Annotated in this window: 20 protein-coding genes and 1 pseudogene; 13 read left to right on the top strand and 8 right to left on the bottom strand. The window is 69.9% G+C overall.

Annotation, left to right across the window (positions count from 1 at the left end; translation table 11 throughout):
* Positions 1-45: 45 nt before the first annotated feature.
* Positions 46-699 (top strand): 16S rRNA (guanine(527)-N(7))-methyltransferase RsmG, encoded by a 654-nt coding sequence (gene rsmG / locus K8556_RS34425; protein WP_370640012.1) that lies wholly within the window; start codon positions 46-48, stop codon positions 697-699.
* 28 nt (positions 700-727) lie between these two features.
* Here the strand turns inward: rsmG and K8556_RS34420 are convergent, their stop codons facing one another.
* Entirely contained in the window at positions 728-1,888 is a 1,161-nt protein-coding gene (locus K8556_RS34420) for an NAD(P)/FAD-dependent oxidoreductase (protein ID WP_223744352.1), read from the bottom strand.
* Between the two features lie 387 nt (positions 1,889-2,275).
* Between K8556_RS34420 and K8556_RS39895 the strand changes: the two are divergent.
* Positions 2,276-3,876, top strand: a pseudogene (locus K8556_RS39895) (helix-turn-helix transcriptional regulator).
* Between the two features lie 24 nt (positions 3,877-3,900).
* Here K8556_RS39895 and K8556_RS34410 read toward each other — a convergent pair.
* On the bottom strand, positions 3,901-4,854 hold the full coding sequence (locus tag K8556_RS34410; RefSeq protein WP_223744351.1) for an oxidoreductase: 954 nt from the start codon (positions 4,852-4,854) through the stop codon (positions 3,901-3,903).
* A 99-nt stretch (positions 4,855-4,953) separates the two neighbouring features.
* Between K8556_RS34410 and K8556_RS34405 the strand changes: the two genes are divergently transcribed.
* From K8556_RS34405 to K8556_RS34375, 7 genes are all read left to right on the top strand, one after another.
* The gene (locus tag K8556_RS34405; RefSeq protein WP_223744350.1) at positions 4,954-5,346 is read left to right on the top strand and encodes a VOC family protein; all 393 of its coding nucleotides are present in this window, start codon (positions 4,954-4,956) and stop codon (positions 5,344-5,346) included.
* Between the two features lie 3,817 nt (positions 5,347-9,163).
* On the top strand, positions 9,164-9,955 hold the full coding sequence (locus K8556_RS34400) for a ParA family protein (protein WP_014400846.1): 792 nt from the start codon (positions 9,164-9,166) through the stop codon (positions 9,953-9,955).
* Between the two features lie 117 nt (positions 9,956-10,072).
* Complete coding sequence (locus tag K8556_RS34395; RefSeq protein WP_223744349.1) at positions 10,073-10,981, top strand: ParB/RepB/Spo0J family partition protein; 909 nt, start codon at positions 10,073-10,075, stop codon at positions 10,979-10,981.
* Positions 10,982-10,984: 3 nt separating this feature from the next.
* Positions 10,985-11,431: a bactofilin BacM gene (bacM, locus tag K8556_RS34390; protein WP_223744348.1), complete on the top strand. Its 447-nt coding sequence runs from the start codon at positions 10,985-10,987 to the stop codon at positions 11,429-11,431.
* A 2-nt stretch (positions 11,432-11,433) separates the two neighbouring features.
* Positions 11,434-11,994, top strand: coding sequence for a hypothetical protein (locus K8556_RS34385; RefSeq protein WP_223744347.1), 561 nt, complete (start codon positions 11,434-11,436; stop codon positions 11,992-11,994).
* Positions 11,995-12,045: 51 nt separating this feature from the next.
* Entirely contained in the window at positions 12,046-12,495 is a 450-nt protein-coding gene (locus K8556_RS34380) for a CoA-binding protein (RefSeq protein ID WP_223744346.1), read from the top strand.
* Between the two features lie 263 nt (positions 12,496-12,758).
* Complete coding sequence (locus K8556_RS34375) at positions 12,759-12,950, top strand: hypothetical protein (protein ID WP_223744345.1); 192 nt, start codon at positions 12,759-12,761, stop codon at positions 12,948-12,950.
* 79 nt (positions 12,951-13,029) lie between these two features.
* Here the strand turns inward: K8556_RS34375 and egtD are convergent, their stop codons facing one another.
* From egtD to K8556_RS34360, 3 genes are all read right to left on the bottom strand, one after another.
* Positions 13,030-14,055, bottom strand: a complete 1,026-nt coding sequence (gene egtD / locus K8556_RS34370; protein ID WP_223744344.1) for an L-histidine N(alpha)-methyltransferase — start codon at positions 14,053-14,055, stop codon at positions 13,030-13,032.
* Positions 14,056-14,062: 7 nt separating this feature from the next.
* Positions 14,063-15,400: an ergothioneine biosynthesis protein EgtB gene (gene egtB / locus K8556_RS34365; protein WP_223744343.1), complete on the bottom strand. Its 1,338-nt coding sequence runs from the start codon at positions 15,398-15,400 to the stop codon at positions 14,063-14,065.
* A gap of 211 nt (positions 15,401-15,611) precedes the next feature.
* On the bottom strand, positions 15,612-15,953 hold the full coding sequence (locus K8556_RS34360) for a TRIC cation channel family protein (RefSeq protein ID WP_223744342.1): 342 nt from the start codon (positions 15,951-15,953) through the stop codon (positions 15,612-15,614).
* Between the two features lie 135 nt (positions 15,954-16,088).
* On the opposite strand from K8556_RS34360, the gene K8556_RS34355 reads away from it, so the two are divergent.
* Complete coding sequence (locus tag K8556_RS34355) at positions 16,089-16,466, top strand: response regulator (RefSeq protein ID WP_223744341.1); 378 nt, start codon at positions 16,089-16,091, stop codon at positions 16,464-16,466.
* Positions 16,467-16,488: 22 nt separating this feature from the next.
* On the opposite strand, the gene K8556_RS34350 is transcribed toward K8556_RS34355, so the two are convergent.
* Positions 16,489-16,758, bottom strand: coding sequence for a hypothetical protein (locus tag K8556_RS34350; RefSeq protein WP_223744340.1), 270 nt, complete (start codon positions 16,756-16,758; stop codon positions 16,489-16,491).
* Positions 16,759-17,079: 321 nt separating this feature from the next.
* Here K8556_RS34350 and K8556_RS34345 point away from each other — a divergent pair, with 321 nt between their 5' ends.
* The 3 genes from K8556_RS34345 to K8556_RS34335 all read left to right on the top strand — a co-directional run bounded on the left by K8556_RS34345 (position 17,080) and on the right by K8556_RS34335 (position 18,610).
* Positions 17,080-17,589, top strand: a complete 510-nt coding sequence (locus K8556_RS34345; protein WP_223744339.1) for a hypothetical protein — start codon at positions 17,080-17,082, stop codon at positions 17,587-17,589.
* Between the two features lie 126 nt (positions 17,590-17,715).
* Positions 17,716-18,096, top strand: coding sequence for a helix-turn-helix domain-containing protein (locus K8556_RS34340; RefSeq protein ID WP_120552861.1), 381 nt, complete (start codon positions 17,716-17,718; stop codon positions 18,094-18,096).
* A 28-nt stretch (positions 18,097-18,124) separates the two neighbouring features.
* The gene (locus K8556_RS34335) at positions 18,125-18,610 is read left to right on the top strand and encodes a cupin domain-containing protein (RefSeq protein WP_223744338.1); all 486 of its coding nucleotides are present in this window, start codon (positions 18,125-18,127) and stop codon (positions 18,608-18,610) included.
* Between the two features lie 4 nt (positions 18,611-18,614).
* Here K8556_RS34335 and K8556_RS34330 read toward each other — a convergent pair whose 3' ends face one another.
* Complete coding sequence (locus K8556_RS34330; protein ID WP_370640011.1) at positions 18,615-19,337, bottom strand: immunity 52 family protein; 723 nt, start codon at positions 19,335-19,337, stop codon at positions 18,615-18,617.
* Between the two features lie 14 nt (positions 19,338-19,351).
* Positions 19,352-19,975: restriction endonuclease fold toxin 5 domain-containing protein (locus tag K8556_RS34325; RefSeq protein ID WP_223744336.1), on the bottom strand; the 624-nt coding region annotated here is incomplete at its 5' end.

Raw genomic sequence — 19,975 nt, 5'->3', positions numbered from 1 at the left:
TGAATGATTCCAAGGACTTGAAGGGCCCTTCGGGGTGGAGGTGTTGTGGATAACGCGCGGTTCGCAGATCAGTTGGCATCCGGATGCAGTGCGTTGGGCATCACCGTGGGGCCGGAGGTGGGCCCCAAACTCCAGCGGCTGATGGCGGAGCTCCTGAAGTGGAACGCGAAGGTGAACCTCACGGCCATCACCGCGCCGGAGGAGGTGCTGGAGAAGCACTTCCTGGACTCGCTGGCGGTGCTGCCGGAGGTGAGGGGCGCGACGTCGCTGCTGGACCTGGGCGCGGGCGCGGGCTTCCCCGGGCTGCCGCTCAAGCTGGAGCTGCCGGAGCTGGGCGTGACGCTGGTGGACACGGTGGGCAAGAAGATCGCCTTCATCAAGGCCGCCGCCGCCAGCCTGGGGCTCGTGGGCGTGCGCGGGCTGCACGCCCGGGCGGAAGGGAAGCCGGAGGCGGAGGGGATTCCGCGCGCGCAGGTGCTCATCGCGCGAGCGTTCATGGACCTGCCGGACTGGCTGAACCTGGCGCCCGCGTACGTGGAGGAGGGCGGGCGCGTGGTGGCGATGCTGGGCAAGCAGCAGACGGACGCGGAGCTCCAGGCGCGCGCGGCCGAGCGCGGCCTGCGCGTGGTGTCCGCCCGCTCGTACCGGCTCCCGTTCTCCGGCGCCGAGCGACAGGTCGCGGTGTTCGCGAAGCAGTAGGGGAGGGGAGGGCGCGCGGGCTTCAGCTTCAGTGCGAGCCCGCGGCGGCCACCTGCCGTTGAATCTCCCGGAAGTGCTCCAGCACGTGGTCGAGCGCGTGCTCGGAGACGAAGTCGAGCCCCTCCATGGCGCCCGAGGCGGCGGAGGCGGCGCGCTCGAACATGGCCGCCTCGTAGCCCTTCACGGCGCGGCTCCAGTCGGCGTCCGCCGCGAGCGCGAGCCCCAGCTCCAGCCCATCGAGCATCGCCATGTTCACGCCCTCGCCGGAGAAGGGCGGCATGACGTGGGCCGCGTCCCCGAGCAGCGTCACGCCCGGCCGGTGCGCCCACCGATGGCCCACGGGCAGCGCGACGATGGGGCGCGCGACGAGGGTGTCGTTGCACGCGTCGATGAACGCGAGCAGGGACGGCGCCCAGCCTGGGAGCAGCGCCTTGAGCTGTTCGCGCGCCCGGGCAGGGGAGGACGTGTCCACGAGCCCCTGCTGGAGCTGTGCCTCGGAGATCCGGAACATGAAGTAGGCGCGCACGTGGCCGTGGCTGCTGCGCTGGGCGATGAGGCCCTGGTTGCCTCCGACGACGGAGATCTTCCCGCGAGGGAGGAGCTTCGCGACCGCCGGGTGCCGCGAGTCCACGTCGTCGATTTGCAGCTCGATGAAGAGCACGCCCGTGAAGGTGGGCGTCGCCGGGGACACGAGCGGACGGACGCGGGACCACGCGCCATCCGCGCCCACCACCAGGTCGAACGTTCCCAGTGAGCCCGCCGGACCCACGACGCGGTAGCGCCCGTCGGGCAGCGGCTCCACGGCGGACACCTTGCTTCCCCAGCGGATCCACTCCGAGGGGAGGCTGTCCAGCAGCAGGGAGCGCAGTTGCGTACGGTCGATCTCCGGCCGGTCGCCGTCGCTCGCCTCGTTGTGCTGGAAGTGGAGCGTCCCCTGGGCGTCATAGAGGGCGTCACCCTGGTCGTCGTACCGGGCGACGGCCTTGAACTCCGCTGTTAGTCCGGCCTCGCGAAGTGCGCGCAGCCCGGAGTCGCCGTGCAGGTCCAGCGAACCTCCTTGAGGACGGGCGAGCGGGTGCTCATCCAACTCGAACACCGTGGCCGCGATGCCCCGTGTCGCCAGGATCCGGGCCAACGTCAGTCCCCCCGGACCACTCCCGATGATGCCCACTGTCTTCGTGATGTGCATAGCCTACTATGTAAATTGAGATAGCATCCTATGCAAATGAAAGGGACCCTGGTCGACCGCCTGTTCCGGCGCGACCCCGACGCGCGTCTGCTCCCGCGGGCTCGGGATGGGACCGCTACCGGTGTTGCACGCGTTGGAGGAGGGGCGCGCGAAGTCGCAGCGACTTGGGCGCGAGTGAAGCAGCCGATGATGGCGCAGCCGCTATCGCGCATGGAGCGCGACGGCGTGGTCCAGCGTGAGCCGAACCTAGCGGATGCGCGCGGAAGCCTGACCCCGCTCACGCGAACGGCGCGGCAGCGATGACAAGAGGGGCGGCGCTGATGTCCGTGGAACAGGACGTGACGGCGGGTTTCAGCTCGAAGGCGCAACCGGTGAGCCTGCTTCAGCGTGTGGTGGAGAACCTGGAGCCGTGACGCGGATCCGAGTCACGACGTGAGCGGATCCGCAGCCGTTTCATGGGTGCGCGGATCCATCGCACGAGGAAGCGCGGAGTGGGATGGCCCGCGAAGGAACGCCACGTCCTTCACGTCTCCCGAACTGGAGCCTGTCCGCGCGGAGAAGCAGCGATGCCTCCCGTCCGGAGCGCACCGCACGAACCTGTCCGACAGTCGGACCAGTTTGGAGGTTCGCGCCGGAGAGAGGCACCTCACGAGGCCGAGGCGGACGAACCTGTCCGACAGTCGGACAAGTTTGCAGGGTCGCGCCGGAGAGAGGCACCTCACGAGGCCGAGGCGGACGAACCTGTCCGACAGTCGGACAGGTTTGGAGATCATCCTTGGAAGGGGAGGGCACCTCGGTCCGAGCCGCACGAACCTGTCCGACAGTCGGACCAGTTTGGAGAGCATCCTCGGGAGGGGAGGGCACCTCGGTCCGAGCCGCACGAACCTGTCCGACAGTCGGACCAGTTTGGAGGTTCGCGCAGGAGAGGGGCACCTCACGAGCCCGAGGCGGGCGAACTTGTCCGACAGTCGGACAGGTTTGGCGCGCTCCATTGGAAGGGGAGGGGATCCGGACCGTTCGCCGGAACTTCTGGCATGTGCGCGAGCGTTCGCGGGCGATGCGTGGAACTCGCGGCTCCGATGCCGCGCGGGGACGGTTCGCCTGACGTGCCGCCGCGTGACGGACACCTCTCGCGGCTCCGGGCGCGTCGAGCTCGCGAACTTCCTTCGCAGCCGCCGTGAGCGTTTGCGTCCGGAGGACGTGGGACTTCCTTCCGGTTCGCGGCGGCGCACGCCGGGCCTTCGCCGCGAGGAACTGGCGCGGCTCGCGGACGTGGGCGTCAGTTGGTACACGTGGCTGGAGCAGGGGAGGGACATCCACGTCTCCGAACCGCTGCTGGAGCGCCTGGTGGTCGCGCTCCGCCTGACGCCGACGGAACGCCTGCACCTCTTCGCGCTGGCACACGGCCGGCCCGCGCCCATGCCCGTGCGCTCACCGGAGTCGGTCAGCGACGCGCTTCAACGGCTGCTCGACGCGCATCCGTTTCCGGTGCTCGTCTCGACCCGGCGGTGGGACATCGTCGCGTGGAACGCGGCCGCGACGGTCCTCTACCCGGACCTGGGACTTCCAGCCTCCTCGCCGGAGGAGCGCAACGGTTTGTGGGCGCTGTTCATGAATCGGACCGGCGCGCGCGAATGCCCTCCTGGGACGAAGCGGTGCGCCGGGCCGTGGCGGGATTCCGGATGGACGCCGCGAGGTCCGCGGACCGCTCGGAGTTCGATGCGCTGGTGCAGAAGCTCCAGGCCGCGAGCCCCGAGTTCGCGCGCCTCTGGCGTGAGCACGACGTGGTGGAGACCCCCTCCCTGGTGAAGGTGCTCATCCTCCCGGAGCTGGGGCCCATCGAGTTCGAGAACGTCACGCTCACGTACTCGGAACCCGATGGGCGGGAGCTGCGCGTGTCCTTCGATGCGCCGGGTGCCGGTCCCCACCTGGAGCGCACCCGGGCCCTGTTCTCGCGGCAGGTGTCTCCTGGTCAGGAGCGCACGTAGCCCCGTGCATTCGCGAGCGGATCATCACGGGTTGAAGCGGACGCCGGTCCACACCTCGCTCGCGGTCCACAGCCGGTCGGCCCGCTTCGGATCCACGGCCCAATCCTTCACGCCGCGCCGGAGGGTGGCGTCGGGCGGCGCCATCCCGGCGATGTCCACGTTCTCGCAGTAGACGCCGCCCCTGCCCGCGAGCTGGGGACTCGTCGCGCACCAGACCGTGGTCGCGGCGCCCTGCTCGGGCGTCTTCAGTGGCTCGACCTTGTTGGAGTTCTCGATGGAGGCGCGGACCTCCTCCTCGGACATGGACCGGACCAGCTCCGTGAGGATGCCTCCGGGGTGGACGGCGAACGCGCGCACCCCGTGGGCCTCGCCGCGCGCATCCAGTCCGACGGCGAAGAGGATGTTCGCGGTCTTCGACTGCCCGTAGGCGACCCACTTGTCGTAGGGGCGCCTCTGGAAGAAGGGGTCCTCGAAGTCCACGTCGGCGAAGAAGTGGCCGCGCGATGACAGGCACACCACGCGCGCGCCGTTCGCCTGCTTCAGCGCGGGCCAGAGCCGGGCGGTGAGCTGGAAGTGGCCCAGGTGGTTGGTGGCGAACTGCGATTCGAACCCGCGCGCGTCGCGGGTGAGCGGTGAGGCCATGACGCCCGCGTTGTTGATGAGCAGGTGCAGCGGCCGGCCGGACGCGACGAAGCGGGATGCGAACGCATCAATGGACGCCGGATCGATGAGGTCCAGTTGCTCCAGCTCCACGCGCTCCCATCCCGCGAGCGCCGCGCGGGCCTTGTCGGGAGTCCGAGCGGGGACGATGACGGTGGCTCCGGCGTCATGGAGCGCGCGGGTGGTCTCCAGTCCGATGCCTGCGTAGCCGCCGGTCACGATGGCGACGGTGCCATCCAGTCGGGTGTGGCCCAGGGCCTCGCGTGCGGTGGTGGTCGCGCCGAAGCCGGAGTTCAGGGGCTGCTGTTTCGGGGTCATGGGCACAAGGTGCAGGCCCTTGGTCCGCGCGAAAAGAGCGTCAATTCATCCTATGTCTGGAACCCCCTGGATGCGGATCCGGGAAGGAGGGAACGGACCATGGACACGGTGAAGCTGAGGGTCGCGAGGCCGACACGGGACCTGAAGGCGGTGGTGCGCTTCTACCGGGACGGGCTGGGCTTCGAGGTGCTCGGAGGGTTCGAGGACCACGCGGGGTTCGACGGCGTGATGCTCGGGCACGCGGGTGCGCCGTATCACCTGGAGTTCACGGTGGAGCGCGGACACGAGGCCCCGAGAGCGCCGTCCCAGGACCACCTCCTGGTGTTCTACGTGCCGGACCCGGAAGCGTGGGCGGCGAGGGTCCACCACATGGAGGCCGCGGGCTTCGCGCCGGTGCCGTCACGCAACCCGTACTGGGACGCGAACGGAAGGACCTTCGAGGATCCGGACGGCTACCGGGTCGTGCTTCAGCAAGCCACCTGGTCGCGTTGAGCGGTGAAGCGCGGCGGCGCGTGTTCCACGTGGAACACGCCCGTGAGCCCAGCCGTGTGATGGAGCGAAGTCCCGGACCTTCGCCGTGAATCGCCGCATCGCCCCGAGCCTCGAACCTCCACGCGAACAACGCGCACGTCCGAGGCCTCGCGTGAAAGCGCATGCGGACCGGATGCGATGCACCCACGTTGGGCGGCTTCTTGTTCCACGTGGAACGTCCATGGCGATGCCTTCCGGGTGCGTTCGGAGGCCTGATGCTCCGCGTTCCACGTGGAACACGTCCTTGAGTTCGGCCAGGTGACGAAGCGGAGCTCGGGAACCGCATGGCTGAGGTCTCGCGTGAAGGCGCCTGCGGACCGGATGCGATGCCCCCACGTTGAGCGGCTCCATGTTCCACGTGGAACGTCCATGGCGAGAGCTTCGAAGTGGCACGCAGCGACACGTGAGGCCCATGTTCCACGTGGAACACGCGCTGCCTGATGGGCCGACGATGGACCTGAGTGTGGATGCGGTTGAGTCCAGGCTGAGGACCACGAGATGCCGCGTGAAGGCCGTTCACGCCGCACGGGACCTCCGCTGTTGTCCGCGCATGAGCAGGCGGGTGGGGCCGTGTTGAGCGATGACTTCGGATCCAGCCTCCGCATGCACGAGCCCGCGAAGCATGAGCTGTCGCCCACCGGAGCCGGTGCGTGATGGGCATCGCTGAAAGGGACGAAGCGACGGAGGCACACGCTGGGTGCCCGGCCGGTGTTCCACGTGGAACACGGCTGGCTTCCGGTCGGCGTGTGGAGACGCTGACGAACAAGCGTTAAAGCGGCACACGGTGGTTCGCCGGGGCGCTGAGCCGTGCCTGACCTGGAGCGCTTGATGGAGCGCAGGGGAGGGGAGCTGGCGCTCATGCGGCTTCGCGTGTTCCACGTGGAACACGCTCCAAGAAGGGGCTCCCCTGGTTGATTGGACTGCGGCCGTCAGCGTGAAGGGCAGCGCGTGGGATGTGCTGTTGGGCGCTGAAGAAGGGACCGCGTGAACGGCTCCGCATCAGGCACGCATCCATGCGGTTCGTGGGCGGCTGGGCATCGGATCCGGGCAGGCATCCATGCCGTGGCTCAGGGATGGCGGGTGCGAAGTGAAGGGGATGAAAGGGAGCCCCTGGCTGGCTGCTGCTTCCCCGACCTCGGTTCGAACCACGTGTGCCGGATGGGGGCAGGGCGCTTCCACTTCGCGGACGCCGTGACGTGTTCCACGTGGAACGTCCCGTGTGGATCCGTCACCGCGTGGTGCCGTGGTTCATGAGCGGCGCGGGACCTGTCTTCATCTGCGGGTGCCTGTGGAGGCTTGAGCGTGTTCCACGTGGAACGTGATGGTGGGCACCGTGCCTCCGCGACCGTGGTTCGGAGAAAGCGCTGAAGACGCTTTCGATGCGCGTGGGTCGGGATGGCTGGAGCGTGTTCCACGTGGAACGTCCCGCGTGGATCCAACGAGGTAGCGGAAGCGGTTCACGCCATCAGATGAGCGGATGCTCGCCACGCGTGCACGAGATGGCGTGGGCGTGTTCCACGTGGAACGGGTGCACGGGCCTGCTGCTTGGAAGAGGCGTTCCTGGCCGTGATGGTTGTCGGGCCTCCCGTCACTCAGGTGCACGCGGCTGCGGAGGCGTGTTCCACGTGGAACGTCCCGTGGTGGCTGGTCAGGGCCTGGCGCTTCGGTGGTTCACGCCAGATGTCGGGACCTCTTTCGCGCTGCCTGTTCCAAGCGATGTGGTGGGCATCTGAAGCAGCGGCTTCGCGGGTTGGGCTGAAGGGATCCGCGCGAGACGCCGCGCTCCGCACCGCGTGCTCGTCACCACCTGAGCGTGTTCCACGTGGAACCTGTCGGCACGTGCGCGCGGGGCCTTGGATTGGCGCCGTTCGCGAAAGTCGTCGCGCCGTTCTTCCTCATGGCGCGGTTCGCACGGATGCGTGTTCCACGTGGAACCTGTCGGCACGTGCGCGCTGGGCTTTTGCTTGGCGCCGTCCGCGAAAGTCGTCGCGCCGTTCTTCCTCATGGCGCGGTTCGCGCTGACGCGCGTTCCACGTGGAACCTATCGGCACGTGCGCGCGAGGCCTTGGGTTGGTGCCGTCCCCGAAAGTCGTCGCGCCGTTCTTCCTCATGGCGCGGTTCGCGCTGATGCGCGTTCCACGTGGAACGCGCGGCACGGAAGAGCGTCGTGGAGTTGGCGCGGTGCTCGGTACGAGTCGAGCTGTTCTTCCGCACGGTGCGGTTCGCGCTGATGCGTGTTCCACGTGGAACGTGAGGCGCGGACTTGTGGCCTTGGGGCGGTGCGGTTCCTGGAACAGGTCGGACCGGTCTTCCGCAGGGTGAGGTTCGTGCGCTCGCGCGTGTTCCACGTGGCACGTGAGGCGCGGGCGTGTGGCCTTGGGCCGGCGCGTTTCTGGAACAGGTCGGGCCGTTCTTCCGCGGGGTGGAGTTCGTGCGCTCGCGCGTGTTCCACGTGAAACGCGCGGCCGGGGAGCGCGGCCTGTTGGCGGCGTGGCCCGTGAAAAGCGCCGGACTGTTCTTCCATGCGGCGGCGCTCGCGGTCAGGCGTGTTCCACGTGGAGCGGCTGGCCTGGATGACGACCTCCAACTGACGCGGCTACGAAAGGTCGGACCGTGCCTCCGCGTGGCGGTGCTCGCATCCGGGGTCGGTCGTGCATGTGCGCGGCGGACCTTCGGCGGACTGCTCGCGTCGGGCGTGGTTCGCAAGAAGTGGCGGACCGTCCTTCCACGTCGCGGTGCTCGTATCCGTGGGCGACCGCTCATGTGACGGGCTCTGCTTCGGCGCACCGCCCACGTTGAATGGTGGCGTGGGAAGCGTGCTCGGACCGTCCTTCATGTCGCGGTGCTCTCATCCGTGATGGGCGCGGCTTCGGCGCACCGCCCACGCTGAATGCTGGAGCGGGAAGTGCGCCCGGCCCGTCCTGGCATGTCGCGGTGCTCGCATCCGTGGAGGCACCCATGGGAGCGGCGCTCGTTCGGCGCGCCGTCCGCGTTGAGCGAGGGGCGTGGGAAGCACGCCCGGACCGCCCCGCCATGTCGCGGTGCTCGCATCCACGGGTGGTCGCCCATGGGACCGGCTCACCTTCGGTGCACGGTCTCCGTTGAACGAGGGGAAGCGTGGCCGGTCCGTCCCTGCGCAGTCGCGCGCAGTCGCGACTCCCCCGATGCCCCGCTGGCCTGGTGCGTGGTGCGCGACAAGTGGCGGCCTGTCCTTCCACATCGCGAGACGCCGGTCGCCGGGCCTGCGTTGACCAATGCTCGTGTGAAAAGCCCTGGTCGTTCGCGCCACGGCACTCAGCCGCGAAACGCGGGTCGCTGGAACCCGCCCCGCGTTGAACGCGGTTCGCGGGAAGCGCCCGGTCCGTTCGCATCGCCGCATCGGCTCGCGCGAAATCCGTCCGCCGCGCGGACCCACGAAGCCCGGCCGGTTCCACGTGAAACGCCGGACCCGCGAACCGCTTGAGGCCTCCACCACGAACCCGCCGCGCGCGACCCCCTGAAAAACCCAACACCCTTCCGCCCCGCACGGAATCACCCCCGGAAAGCAGCCGGGCAGGCACTCGCAGCCCCCCTCCTCCGCGCGAATTCCCACCGCTCCCCAGCCACCCACGGGCCCCCGAGCGAGGGGCCGGGCACGGCTCCCGTCCCACCTTGGATGGGAAATTGATCCGTCCTCGAACCCCGTGCTAGCTGCCTGATCAGGCTCCGATTCGCGCGCACGTCCGCGCGAACCGCGGGCGGGCTCTGGCGTCAGCCGGGGCGAGAGAGGATGGGCCACGTGGGTCGTATCATCTGCATCTCCAACCAGAAGGGCGGCGTGGGTAAGACCACCACCGCCATCAACCTCGCCGCGAGCCTCGCCTCCGCGGAGCGCCGCACCCTGCTGGTGGACATGGACCCCCAGGGCAACGCCGGCAGCGGCCTGGGCCTCAAGCGCGAGAACCTCACCGGCACCGTCTACGACGCGCTCCTCGGAGGCCGCCCCGCTTCGGAGCTGGTCCACCCCACCGAGCTGCGCTTCCTCCAGGTCATCCCCGCCACGCCCGACCTCACCGGCGCGGAGGTCGAGCTCGTCAACCAGGAGCGCCGCGAGTTCCGCCTGCGCGAAGCCCTGCTGCCGCTCAAGGACAAGTACGACTACATCATCATCGACTGCCCGCCCTCGCTCGGCCTGCTCACGCTCAACGCGCTGGTGACCGCGGACTCCGTCCTCATCCCGCTCCAGTGCGAGTACTACGCGCTGGAGGGCCTCTCCCAGCTCACGCACACCATCGACCTGGTCAAGCAGGGGCTCAACCCCTCGCTGAAGATGGAGGGCATCCTCCTGACCATGTTCGACGCGCGCGCCAACATCGCCCACCAGGTCGTGGACGAGGTGCGCGGCTACTTCAAGGACCAGGTCTTCCAGGCCGTCGTGCCGCGCAACGTGCGCCTGTCCGAGTGCCCGTCCTTCGGCAAGCCCATCATCCTCTACGACATCAAGTCCAAGGGCTGCGAGAGCTACCTGGCCCTGGGCCGCGAGCTGATGCGCCGGGACTCCCCCAAGCCGTCCAAGCGCCGGGTCGCCTGACCGGTCGCCTCCTTAATAGAGAGATGTGAATGGTGGGACCGGGTGCCCGGTTCGCCGTGAAGCACTCAAGGCCCATGCGCGCCGGTCCCACTCCGGCGCGGGGAGTTCCCAACCACCGTGCAGAAGAACGCAGACACCCAGAAGCGCGCCCTGGGCCGGGGCCTGTCCGCCCTCATCCCCCAGGCCGCCCCCGCCGCGCCGGCCCCCGCCGCGCCGCCGCCGAAGCCCGGCGTGCTCAAGCTGGCCATCGAGTCCATCCACCGCGACCCGCTCCAGCCCCGCCGCCACTTCGACGAGACCAAGCTCCACGAGCTCACCGAGTCCATCAAGGCGCAGGGCCTGCTCCAGCCCATCCTCGTCCGCAAGAACCCGAACAAGGGCGGCGACGGCTACCTCATCATCGCGGGCGAGCGCCGCTGGCGCGCCTCCCAGGCCGCGGGCCTGAAGGAGATCCCCGCCATCGTGCGCGAGGTCACGGAGGCCGAGTCCTTCGAGCTCGCCCTGGTGGAGAACCTCCAGCGCGCGGACCTCAACCCCATTGAAGAGGCGGACGGCTACCGGCGCCTGGTGGAGGAGTTCAAGCTCACGCAGGAGCAGGTGGCCCAGAAGGTGGGCAAGGAGCGCTCCACCGTCGCGAACGCGCTGCGCCTCCTGGCCCTGCCCCCGGACGTGAAGGCCATGGTGGCGGACGGGTCGCTGTCCATGGGCCACGCGCGCGCGCTGCTCGGCGTGCCCCGCCTGCCGGAGCTCCAGAACCTGGCGAAGCAGGTGACGGAGAAGAAGCTGTCCGTGCGCGACACGGAGCGGCTGGTGCAGGAGGGCCGGTCCGCGAAGGGCGGCAAGGACGCAGGAAAGCCGGCGCCCAAGGTGAGCCCGCAGGTGAAGGCGCTCACCGAGGAGCTGCAGCGTCGGTTGGGAACAAAGGTCCGTCTGTCGGAGAAAAGCCCGGGAAAAGGCACCCTGGAAGTCGACTTCTTCTCCTACGATGACCTCGACAGGCTGTTGAAGCTTCTGAGGAAGGAGTAGGGCGTGGCGCTCCTTGGCGGGAAGAAAGACGAAGCACCCAGCAAGCCCCTGTTCAAACGGGAGGAGGATTTCGTGTCGACGCGTCCGGGTGAGGTTCACACGCTTCTGGGCAAGGGAAGCGAGTTCGAGGGGAAGCTCACCTTCGAAGGTCAGGTTCGAATCGACGGCAAGTTCAACGGGCAGATCGTCACCAAGGACGTGCTCGTCATTGGCGACGGCGCCCGCGTGCAGGCGGAGATCCAGGCCGGCACCGTCATCATCAACGGCACCGTGGAAGGCAACGTGCGCGCCACGCAGCTCATCGAGCTGAAGCAGCCGGGCCGCGTGAAGGGCAACCTGGAGACGCCGTCGCTCTCCATGGACCGCGGCGTCATCTTCGAGGGCTCCCTCAAGATGGAGAACCTGGGCAAGGGAGGCGGAAACCCGCCCCCGCCCGGAGAGAAGAAGTAGCGGTGCGCGTCCTCGCGTCCCACGCGCGGAAGACCCCGGGGCTCCTGGGCCTCGGGCTCGTCTCGCTCGGCGTCCTGTTCGGCGGCTGCGAGGGCTGCCAGAAGAAGACGCCGGCCGAGGACCTCGCGACGGAAGACGCGGGGCTGCGCTCGGGCGTGAAGGTGCCGCTGCCGCCGGGCTGGTCCGCGCAGGTGGCCACCGACGGCAGCTTCCAGGCGGGCCCTCCCGGCCGCCCGGCGCTGCGAGTGGATTTGAAGCCGGGGCAGGGCGAGCAGATGCCCTCCTCGGAGACGCTGGCGGACACCGTCCGTCAGCAGATGAAGCAGTTCACGCTGTCGCTGGACCAGGAGGAGGACACCCCGTCCTTCGCCCTCCTGCGCGTGACCATGGCCCCCTCCCTGGCGGACGGCGGCGTGGGCCCGGAGGCGCCGGCGTTCTTCGGCGCCCGGCGCGTGGGCGAGGACCTGTTCCTCTGCGCCAGCCTCCCCGGCGCCACCCCGGAGGAAGTCCGCCTGGCCACCGAGGCCTGCCGTACCATCCAGGTGCAGGCCGCGCCCCGCTGACAGTCCCTGCGTGAGGGCCGCGGCCTCCTTATGAAGGAGCGCGGAGGCCCCATGGACGACTGGCGCAAGAACCTCATCGAAGACGCGGAAGGCATTGGCGAGCTGCTCGCGCGCACGAAGCGCATCGCCGTGCTGGGCATCCGCCCGGAAGCGCAGGCGGACAGGCCCGCGCACGCCATCCCGAAGTTCCTCCAGGACCACGGCTTCACCGTGCTGCCCGTGCCCACGCACGGCGAGCAGGGGAGCATCCTGGGCGAGCCCGTCTCCGCGTCGGTGAAGGACGTGCCCGGGGAGGTGGACGTGGTGCAGGTGTTCCTCAAGCCGGACGACATCGACGCGCACGTGGACGCGATGCTGGCGAAGAAGCCGGGCGCGGTCTGGTTCCAGTTGGGCATCCGCAACGACGCCGCGGCCGAGCGGCTGGCGCGCGCGGGCATCCGCGTGGTGCAGGACCACTGCATGAAGGTGGAGTGGAAGAAGCGCCACCCGGACGCCCGATAAGCGGCCACGAAGGGGGCCCCGGGAACGTCCTGCGCGGCCCGGGTGTCCTCATTACGTGAGGAGCGTGAGGTTTCCGGTGACTGAGACTGGCAGGGGATGGACTTCGGGACCGGCCCGGGGTGCAATTCCGTCCACGTGCTGTCAGCCGGAGTCCCCGGGACTTCCCGAAAGCCTTCCGACTTCCTAACCTTAGCCTCCCGACCTGTGTCGAGCGCCCGCCCGTCCCGGGTCTTCACGCTGTGCCCCTCGTAAGGAGTCCGCGCATGACGCTCACCGAGATGCTTCCCCTCCCCCTGGCCGCCGTGGAGATCGGGCCCCTGGGTGAGCAGTTGGCGGCGGCGGGTGGACTGGTGATTACCGCGGCCGCCGCGCTCTGGGCCGCGTGGACCCGCCCGCAGCAGCAGCCGGCTCCGGTGCCGGTGCCCGCGCGCCGCGCTCCTCCGCGCCGCCGCTAGGCCCGTCCGCGGCACCCGCCTTCTGGATTCGGGCCCTGCCCCGGCGCCGCTGAAGCGCAGCGCCGGGCGGCCCTGAGTCCTACCGCTTCATCGCCAGCGACAGCGCGAAGTCTCCGTCCGCGTCCGTCCACCACGCGGCCAGGTCGAGGCCCGCGTCGCCCAGCTCCGCCTGCACCTGCTCACGACAGAACTTGCAGCTCACCTCCGTGCGCAGACATTCGCCCGCCGCGAAGTCCACGCGCCGCTCCAGGTCCTTCAGCCACACGGTCTGGGCCTTGCGGGAGATGAGCCGCATCTCGATCCACTTGTTCGCCTCGTCGAACGGGGCCAGGTGCTCGAAGGCCTCCGGGTCGAAGTCCGCGTTCAGCTCGCGGTTGAGCACGCGCAGCACGTTGCGGTTGAAGTCCGCCGTCACGCCCGCGCTGTCGTTGTAGGCGGCGAAGAGGCGCTCGCGGTCCTTGAGGAGGTCCGTGCCCAGCAGCAGCCCGTCCCCCGGCTTGAGCCCGGACGCCAGCTCGCGCAGGAACAGCGCGCGCTGCGCGGGCTTCAGGTTGCCGATGGTGCCGCCCAGGAAGGCGACGAGCCGCCGGCCGCCGCCCGGGATGCGGCCCAGGTGCTGCTCGAAGTCGCCCACCACCGCGTGCACGGCGATGCGCGGGTACTCGCGCGCCAGCCCCTCCGCGGCCTTGCGCAGGAAGGCCTCGCTCACGTCGAAGGGCACGAAGCGCTTGAGCTGTCCGGCCGCGTCCATCGCGTCCAGCAGCAGGCGCGTCTTCTCGCTGGTGCCGCTGCCCAGCTCCACCAGCGTGTCCGCGCCGCTCAGCCGGGCCACGTCGTCCGCGTGGGCGCGCAGGATCTCCCGCTCGCGGCGCGTGGGGTAGTACTCCGGCAGGCGGGTGATGTCGTCGAAGAGCTGGCTGCCGCGCTCGTCGTAGAGCCACTTGGGGCTCAGCTCCTTGTGGGGCGCGTGGCAGAGCCCCTCCAGCACCTCCGCGCGCAGCGCCCGGCGCGCGTCCCCGGGTTGCACGTGCACGTCCACCTTCACACCCGGCGACGCGTAGCCGTCCGCGATGCGTGCCTCGCCCTGCTCCGACCTCATCCTCATGTCACCCTCACCTCACATCGCGTGCACAGCGGAAGCCGGCGAAGATCTGCCGGCGGATGGGGAAGTCCCAGTTGCGGAAGCTGTTGCGCACCGCCACGGGCGCGCTCGCCCAGGCGCCGCCGCGCAGCACCTTGGACGTGTCTCCGAAGAAGACCTCCGAGTACTCGCGGTACGGAAAGGCCCGGAAGCCCGCGTACGGCTGGAAGTCGCTGGCGGTCCACTCCCAGACGTCGCCCAGGAGGCCCCAGACGCCGTCCGCGCTCCGGCCCGAAGGGTGGCTGCCCACGGGTGACGGCCCCCAGCGCGTCCCGCCCAGGTTGGCGTGCGCGTCCGTGGGAACAGCGTCTCCCCAGGGGTGCGCGCGCGGGACGCCGTCGCTGCCCTGCGCGGCCTTCTCCCACTCGGCCTCCGTGGGCAGGCGCTTGCCGGCCCACCGCGCGTACGCGTCCGCCTCGTACCAGGACACGTGCTGCACGGGTTCGTCCTTCGGCAGGGGCTCCACCGTGCCGAAGCGGCGGCGCAGCCAGACGTGCTGGCCCTGGGGAATCCAGAAGAGCGGATGGCGGAGGTTCTCCGCCTGGATCCACGCGTAGCCTTTCGGATCCCACCACCGTGGATCCTCGTAGCCGCCGGACTCCACGAACACGAGGAAGTCCCCCGTGGTGACGGGGTGCGCGTCCAGCAGGAAGGGCGCCACGTCCACGACGTGCCGGGGGCGCTCGTTGTCGTAGGCCCACGGGTCGTCGCTGCCCAGGCGCACCGGGCCGCCGGGGATGAAGACCTCGTGCTGCGGCACCGCGCCGGGGCGAGGCCGCGGGGCCTCCACCGGGTGGTACTCCACGTGGGTCATCAGTTGCAGCGTGGCGGCCAGCGTCTCCGCGTGCTGCTGCGCGTGCTGCGCCACCATGCCGAAGACGAAGCCGCCGTGGAGCAGCGGATCCGCGCTGTCCTCGGGCAGCGCCTCCAGGTGCGCCTCCACCGCCGCGCGCACGCGGGTGGCGTAGGCCCAGGCGGCCTCCGGCTCCAGCAGGGGCAGCGCGGAGCGCGTGTTCCGCGGGTGGCGGAAGGCGTCGTAGATGGCGTCGAACGCGGGGTCCGTGAAGGCCGGGGCCCCCAGCGCGCGCAAGAGCCACTGCTCCTCGTAGTTCGCCACGTGGGCCACGTCCCAGACCAGCGGGGACATGAGCGGCGAGTGCTGCCGCATCAGCTCCGCCTCCGGCAGCGGCGCGAGCATCGACTGGATGCGCTCCCGCCCCGCCTCCAGCTCCCGCCAGGCCCGGGCCTTCCACGGCACGGCCTGCTGGAGGACTCGGGCGCTCCCCTGTTCCTGGCTCCTCAGCGACATGGTCGGCCCAAGGTAGGAAGGGGCTCCAGGCCCCGCTAACCCCCCGGGCCCCCCTGGTGGGACAGACCCGTGAGGGAGCACACGTTTGCGAGCCCGCTTCCCCTCCGCGGTGACGCGGAGTCCTAGCGAAGGAAGCAGACCCTGTCCGGGAATTCTGGACCGGAGAGTTCGTTTCTGTCCAAAAGATACTCCCGCGGAGGCGGTTCCTGGCTCAGGGCGGGCCCCGCTGGCGGCGCGCCTGGAGCCGGTCCAGCAGTTGGAGCAGGTCGAACCGGGGCGGCAGCCGCCACCGGTGCCACATGGCGGTGAGGCGCAGCAGGCTGGCCCCGGCGATGGCGGCGGCCTCGGCCAGGGGCGCGGGCACCTCCAGGCCCACCGCGAGCGCGACGTAGAGCAGGCCGCACGGCAGCGCGACGGAGGCGAACAGCTCGCCGGGGGCGACCAGCGCGGTGCGCTCGCCCAGGAGCACGTCCCGGATGACGCCGCCGCCCACGGAGGTGACGACCCCCAGCCCCACCGCGCCCAGCTCCAGGTAGACGGGCAGCATCAGCATGACTCCCGAACCTCCCAGAGTGGCCGACCCGGCCCCAAGAGGGTCACCCTCCAAGGCGGTCATCTGTCCACCAGTTGTCGGGGTATTCCGGGAAGGCGTGCCCGTGTGGGGGAGGGGGTCTCTATGCTGCGGGACATGGTTGAGCCCGTGCCGCACAAGCCCGTGCTGGTGGTGGAGGACGACGAGGACGCTCGCGCCGCCATCGCCGAAATCCTGGAGGCCGACGGCTACGAGGTGGCCGTCGCCGCCAATGGCCGCGAGGCCCTGGACGAGCTGCGCCACCTGCCCCCGCCGAGCCTCATCCTGCTGGACCTGATGATGCCGGTGATGGACGGCCCGGAGTTCCTGCGCCACCTGCGCGCGGACTGGCCCCGGCTGAAGGCCGTGCCGGTGCTGCTGCTGTCGGGCGTGGGGGCGGAGGCGCTGCCGGACACGGGCGGCCTCTTGAAGAAGCCCATCGTCCCGGACGAGCTGCTGGCCACCGTCAGCCGGCTGTCCGGCCGGAGCGCGTGAGGCGCGGGGCGGCCCGGGTGTGTCAGCCCAGCCGCGTCACCGCGAGCAGCGTGAGCGTGCTGGCGCGCGGGTCCTTCTCGTAGAGCAGCTCCAGGTCGTGGCCCTCCACGCGGTGCCGCGCCGGTCCCGCCACCGAGTCCTGCGACTTCGACCGCTCCGCCAACCGCGCCAGCGCCTGCTGCAGGGCCTCGAAGGCCTCCGAGGACATCCGTCCCACCTCCCGCCACGCGGGCGGCGCGTAGTGGACGCGGTAGGGCAGGACCAGGCGGTTTCTCGCGGAAGACTGGGACACGGGTTCGGTACCTCGACGCTCCTCGCTCCCGAGCTCTTGCGAACCGCGTGCCCGCCCGTCGCTCCCGGGAATTCCGGGCACTTTCACAGGGGGTCGGACGTGACGTCTGAAGAAGTTACGGGCCGTCCCGAAACCGTAGGGGAAGAAATGACTGGCCGTATGGCAGGCCCGGAAGAGGGGTGAAGGGCCCCTGGCCGTCCGTCCGGGTGGGGCTGGGGCGGGCCTGGGGGGCGAGGTGGCTGCCCCCTTCCGCGTGGGGTGCGCAGCCTTGAGGGGACGGGCCCGCTCCCGGCGCCCGCCTACCCCCGAGGAGGCACACCCATGGCACGGAGGACCCCCACCCCCTGGTCGCTGACGAACGGGGTGTTGTTTGGCCTGGCGGCGGGCGTGCTGCTGGCGCTGGCGCAGATGGCGTTGGCGGTGGCGGCGGGGGAGGGGCCGCTGGTGCCGGTGCGGATGACGGCGGCGGTGGCGCTGGGGCCGCCGGCCTTCACGCCGCAGGTGTCCACGGCGCTGGCCGTGGCGGTGGGGCTGGGGGGGCACCTGGCCATCTCGGCGGGCTGGGGCGTGGTGTACTCGCTGCTGGACGCGATGCTGCCGGTGGACGGGCGGGGGCGCTGGGAGTTCCAGGCGGCGGTGGGGATGCTCTTCGGCATCTTCGTGTGGCTGGTGGACTTCCAACTGCTGGCGCGCGGCTCCTTCCCCTGGTTCCTGAGCGTCCCGCAGTTCCTCCAGATTGTGTGGCACGCGGTGTTCCTGGGGCTGCCCATGGCCCTGCTCTTCACCGCGGCCGAGCGCCGGCGCGCGCCCGTGCCCGAGCCCACCCCCTGAGAGGGGCAGGCCCGGGAGGGTGTGGCGGGTCGGAAAAAACGCCAGAGGTAAGGTGACATGACCCGACCTTCAGGGTTATGCCCAGCGCCCGGTGCCATGGAGGCGCTTCGCACCCGGGACAAGGGAATGGACACGGAACTGGCGGGAATCCTCGGCGCGGCGGCGCGGAACGTGCGGGTGAAGCTGGGTCTGACGCAGGCGGACGTGGCGGACCGCATCGGCATGGCGTCGGAGGTGTATGGCCGGTTGGAGCGCGGCCACATGCTGCCGAGCGTGCAGAACCTGCGCCGCCTGTGCGTCGTCCTGAACATCCCGCCGCACGACCTCTTGGGGTTGGGCGAGGAGTTCGCGGCGCCGCCGCCGAAGGAGAAGCCCCGGGCGCGGACGGAGGAGGACGTGCCGGAGATGCGGCGGCTGATGCGCAACCTGCGGCGTCTGACGCCGGTGCAGTTGAAGCTGATGAACCTGGTGGCGTCCGCGATGCAGCAGCAGAAGAAGAAGCCCTGAGGGGGCGCGGCGTTAGACTGGGTCCACCATGGTTGAAGAGCTGGTGAGGAGGTTGGACCTCAAGCCCCATCCGGAGGGTGGCTACTACCGGGAGACGTACCGGGCGGCCTTCCAGGTGCAGACGCTCCGGGGGCGGAGGTCCGCGGGGACGGCCATCTACTACCTGTTGCAGCGGGGGGAGTTCTCCGCGTGGCACCGGGTGGTGGGCGCGGACGAGCTGTGGCTGTTCCACGACGGGGAGCCGCTGGCGTTGCACCTGGTGCACGAGGACGGCCGGGTGGAGTCCCCGGTGTTGGGGCGGGACGTGACGCAGGGCCAGCAGCCGCAGGTGCTGGTGCCGGCGGGGGTGCTGCAGGCGGCGGAGCCGCTGGGCGCGTACACGCTGGTGGGCTGCACGGTGTCGCCGGGGTTCGAGTTCGCGGACTTCGAGCTGCCGGGGGTGGAGTCGCTGGTGGCCCGCCACCCGGCGCACGAGGCGCTGCTGCGGAGGTTCGCGAAGGCCGGAAGGCGCTGAAGGGCTAGGTGCCCCAGGGGCGGAGCGGGGTGAGCAGCCCCGCCGCCTGGAGGCGCGCCTGGACGTCCGCGGCGAGGGCCAAGTGGGTGGGGTTGGAGACGGAGAACTTCTCCTGCGTGAGGGTGATGAGCGTGCCCCGGTCCGGGACGTGCTCCACCTGGACGGGAGAGGGTAGCGGGGGCACGGGCCCGCGGAAGTCGGCGAGGTAGGTGACCCAGCCGACGAAGGTTCCGGGCTCGGGGAACTGGCCGGCCATGAGGCGCTCCCGATGCTCATGCGAGGTGCAGATGCCGAATTCCGGCTCCCACGCGAGCGCCATGGCGCGCATCACGCCGGTCAGGACATGGGCGGTCAGCACCCGCTCCGCGACCGGCCCCATGCTGTGACCGTCGAGTAGGCAGACGGAAGCCATATGCGTCGCGGCGCTGCCGCAGTGGCCGGTGACCTTCGAGGCCTCCTCTTCGTTCTCGCCGGCCCAGAGCCAGAAGCGGGACATGTCCATGAACCGGCTGGCCTTGCCTCCCAGGAGCTTGGAGAGGGTGGCCACATCCGGAGACACCTGTCGCTGGCGCGCCTTCTCGAAGGTCGCGGCTGTCTGGTGCCAGCGGTTCCAAGAGGGTTCCAAGGGGCCCAATCGTTGGAGGAACGAACTCAGTCGGTGGGCGCAGGACTCGACAGGTTCCTGCCGGGCCAGCCAATAACAGCCTGAGTAGTACGTCTCCGTCATGATTCCTGGACTCCTTAGCGCGGCACCGGAGCGACGTGCACGACTTCGAAGGTCTTGTATCCTCGGCTTTCGAAGGCTCTACGAAGGAGTGCTCCGAATCGCTCCTCTGCGACAATCCAACGGACGCGCATTCCACGAGCCATCAAGTATTGCCGATCGGCTTGATCAAGGACCTTGTCGAAGCCCTTGAAGAACTCCTTCAGGGTCATGTTGTCCTTGATGAACTTCGCGTAGCCCGGGCCCTTGGCCTCCAGTAGCAGGTCCTCGATGGGGTCGAAGCCATCGAAGTCGACTTCATCGTCTCCCTGCTTGAGCCGGTACGCGGAGCCCTTCGGTGCTCCCGTCACCTGGGCCTGATAGTCGCGGGCGCGGTCGGACATCGATTCATTCACCTGCACCCACTTGCCCGGGCCTCCTGAGCTGCTCGGAAGAGGCGGGCCCACCGTGGCCATGGCCACCGCCGTGGACGCGAGCGTCACCTCCACCATGCCGTCCACCACCGCGACCGCGCTCACGTCCAACACTCGAGCCGGGTTGAAGCCCGCCTGTGTCGAGCCCAGCCGCACGGCGTCCGGGAAGCGCGGCATCAACGAGAGTGCCGATGACAACCCCATCGTCACGCCGTGACTCACCAGCAC

This window comes from Corallococcus sp. AS-1-12, from assembly GCF_020036995.1.
Taxonomy (GTDB): Bacteria; Myxococcota; Myxococcia; order Myxococcales; family Myxococcaceae; genus Corallococcus.
Note: the sequence above shows the minus strand (reverse complement) of the source record. Positions and strands in the feature narration are given on the sequence as shown.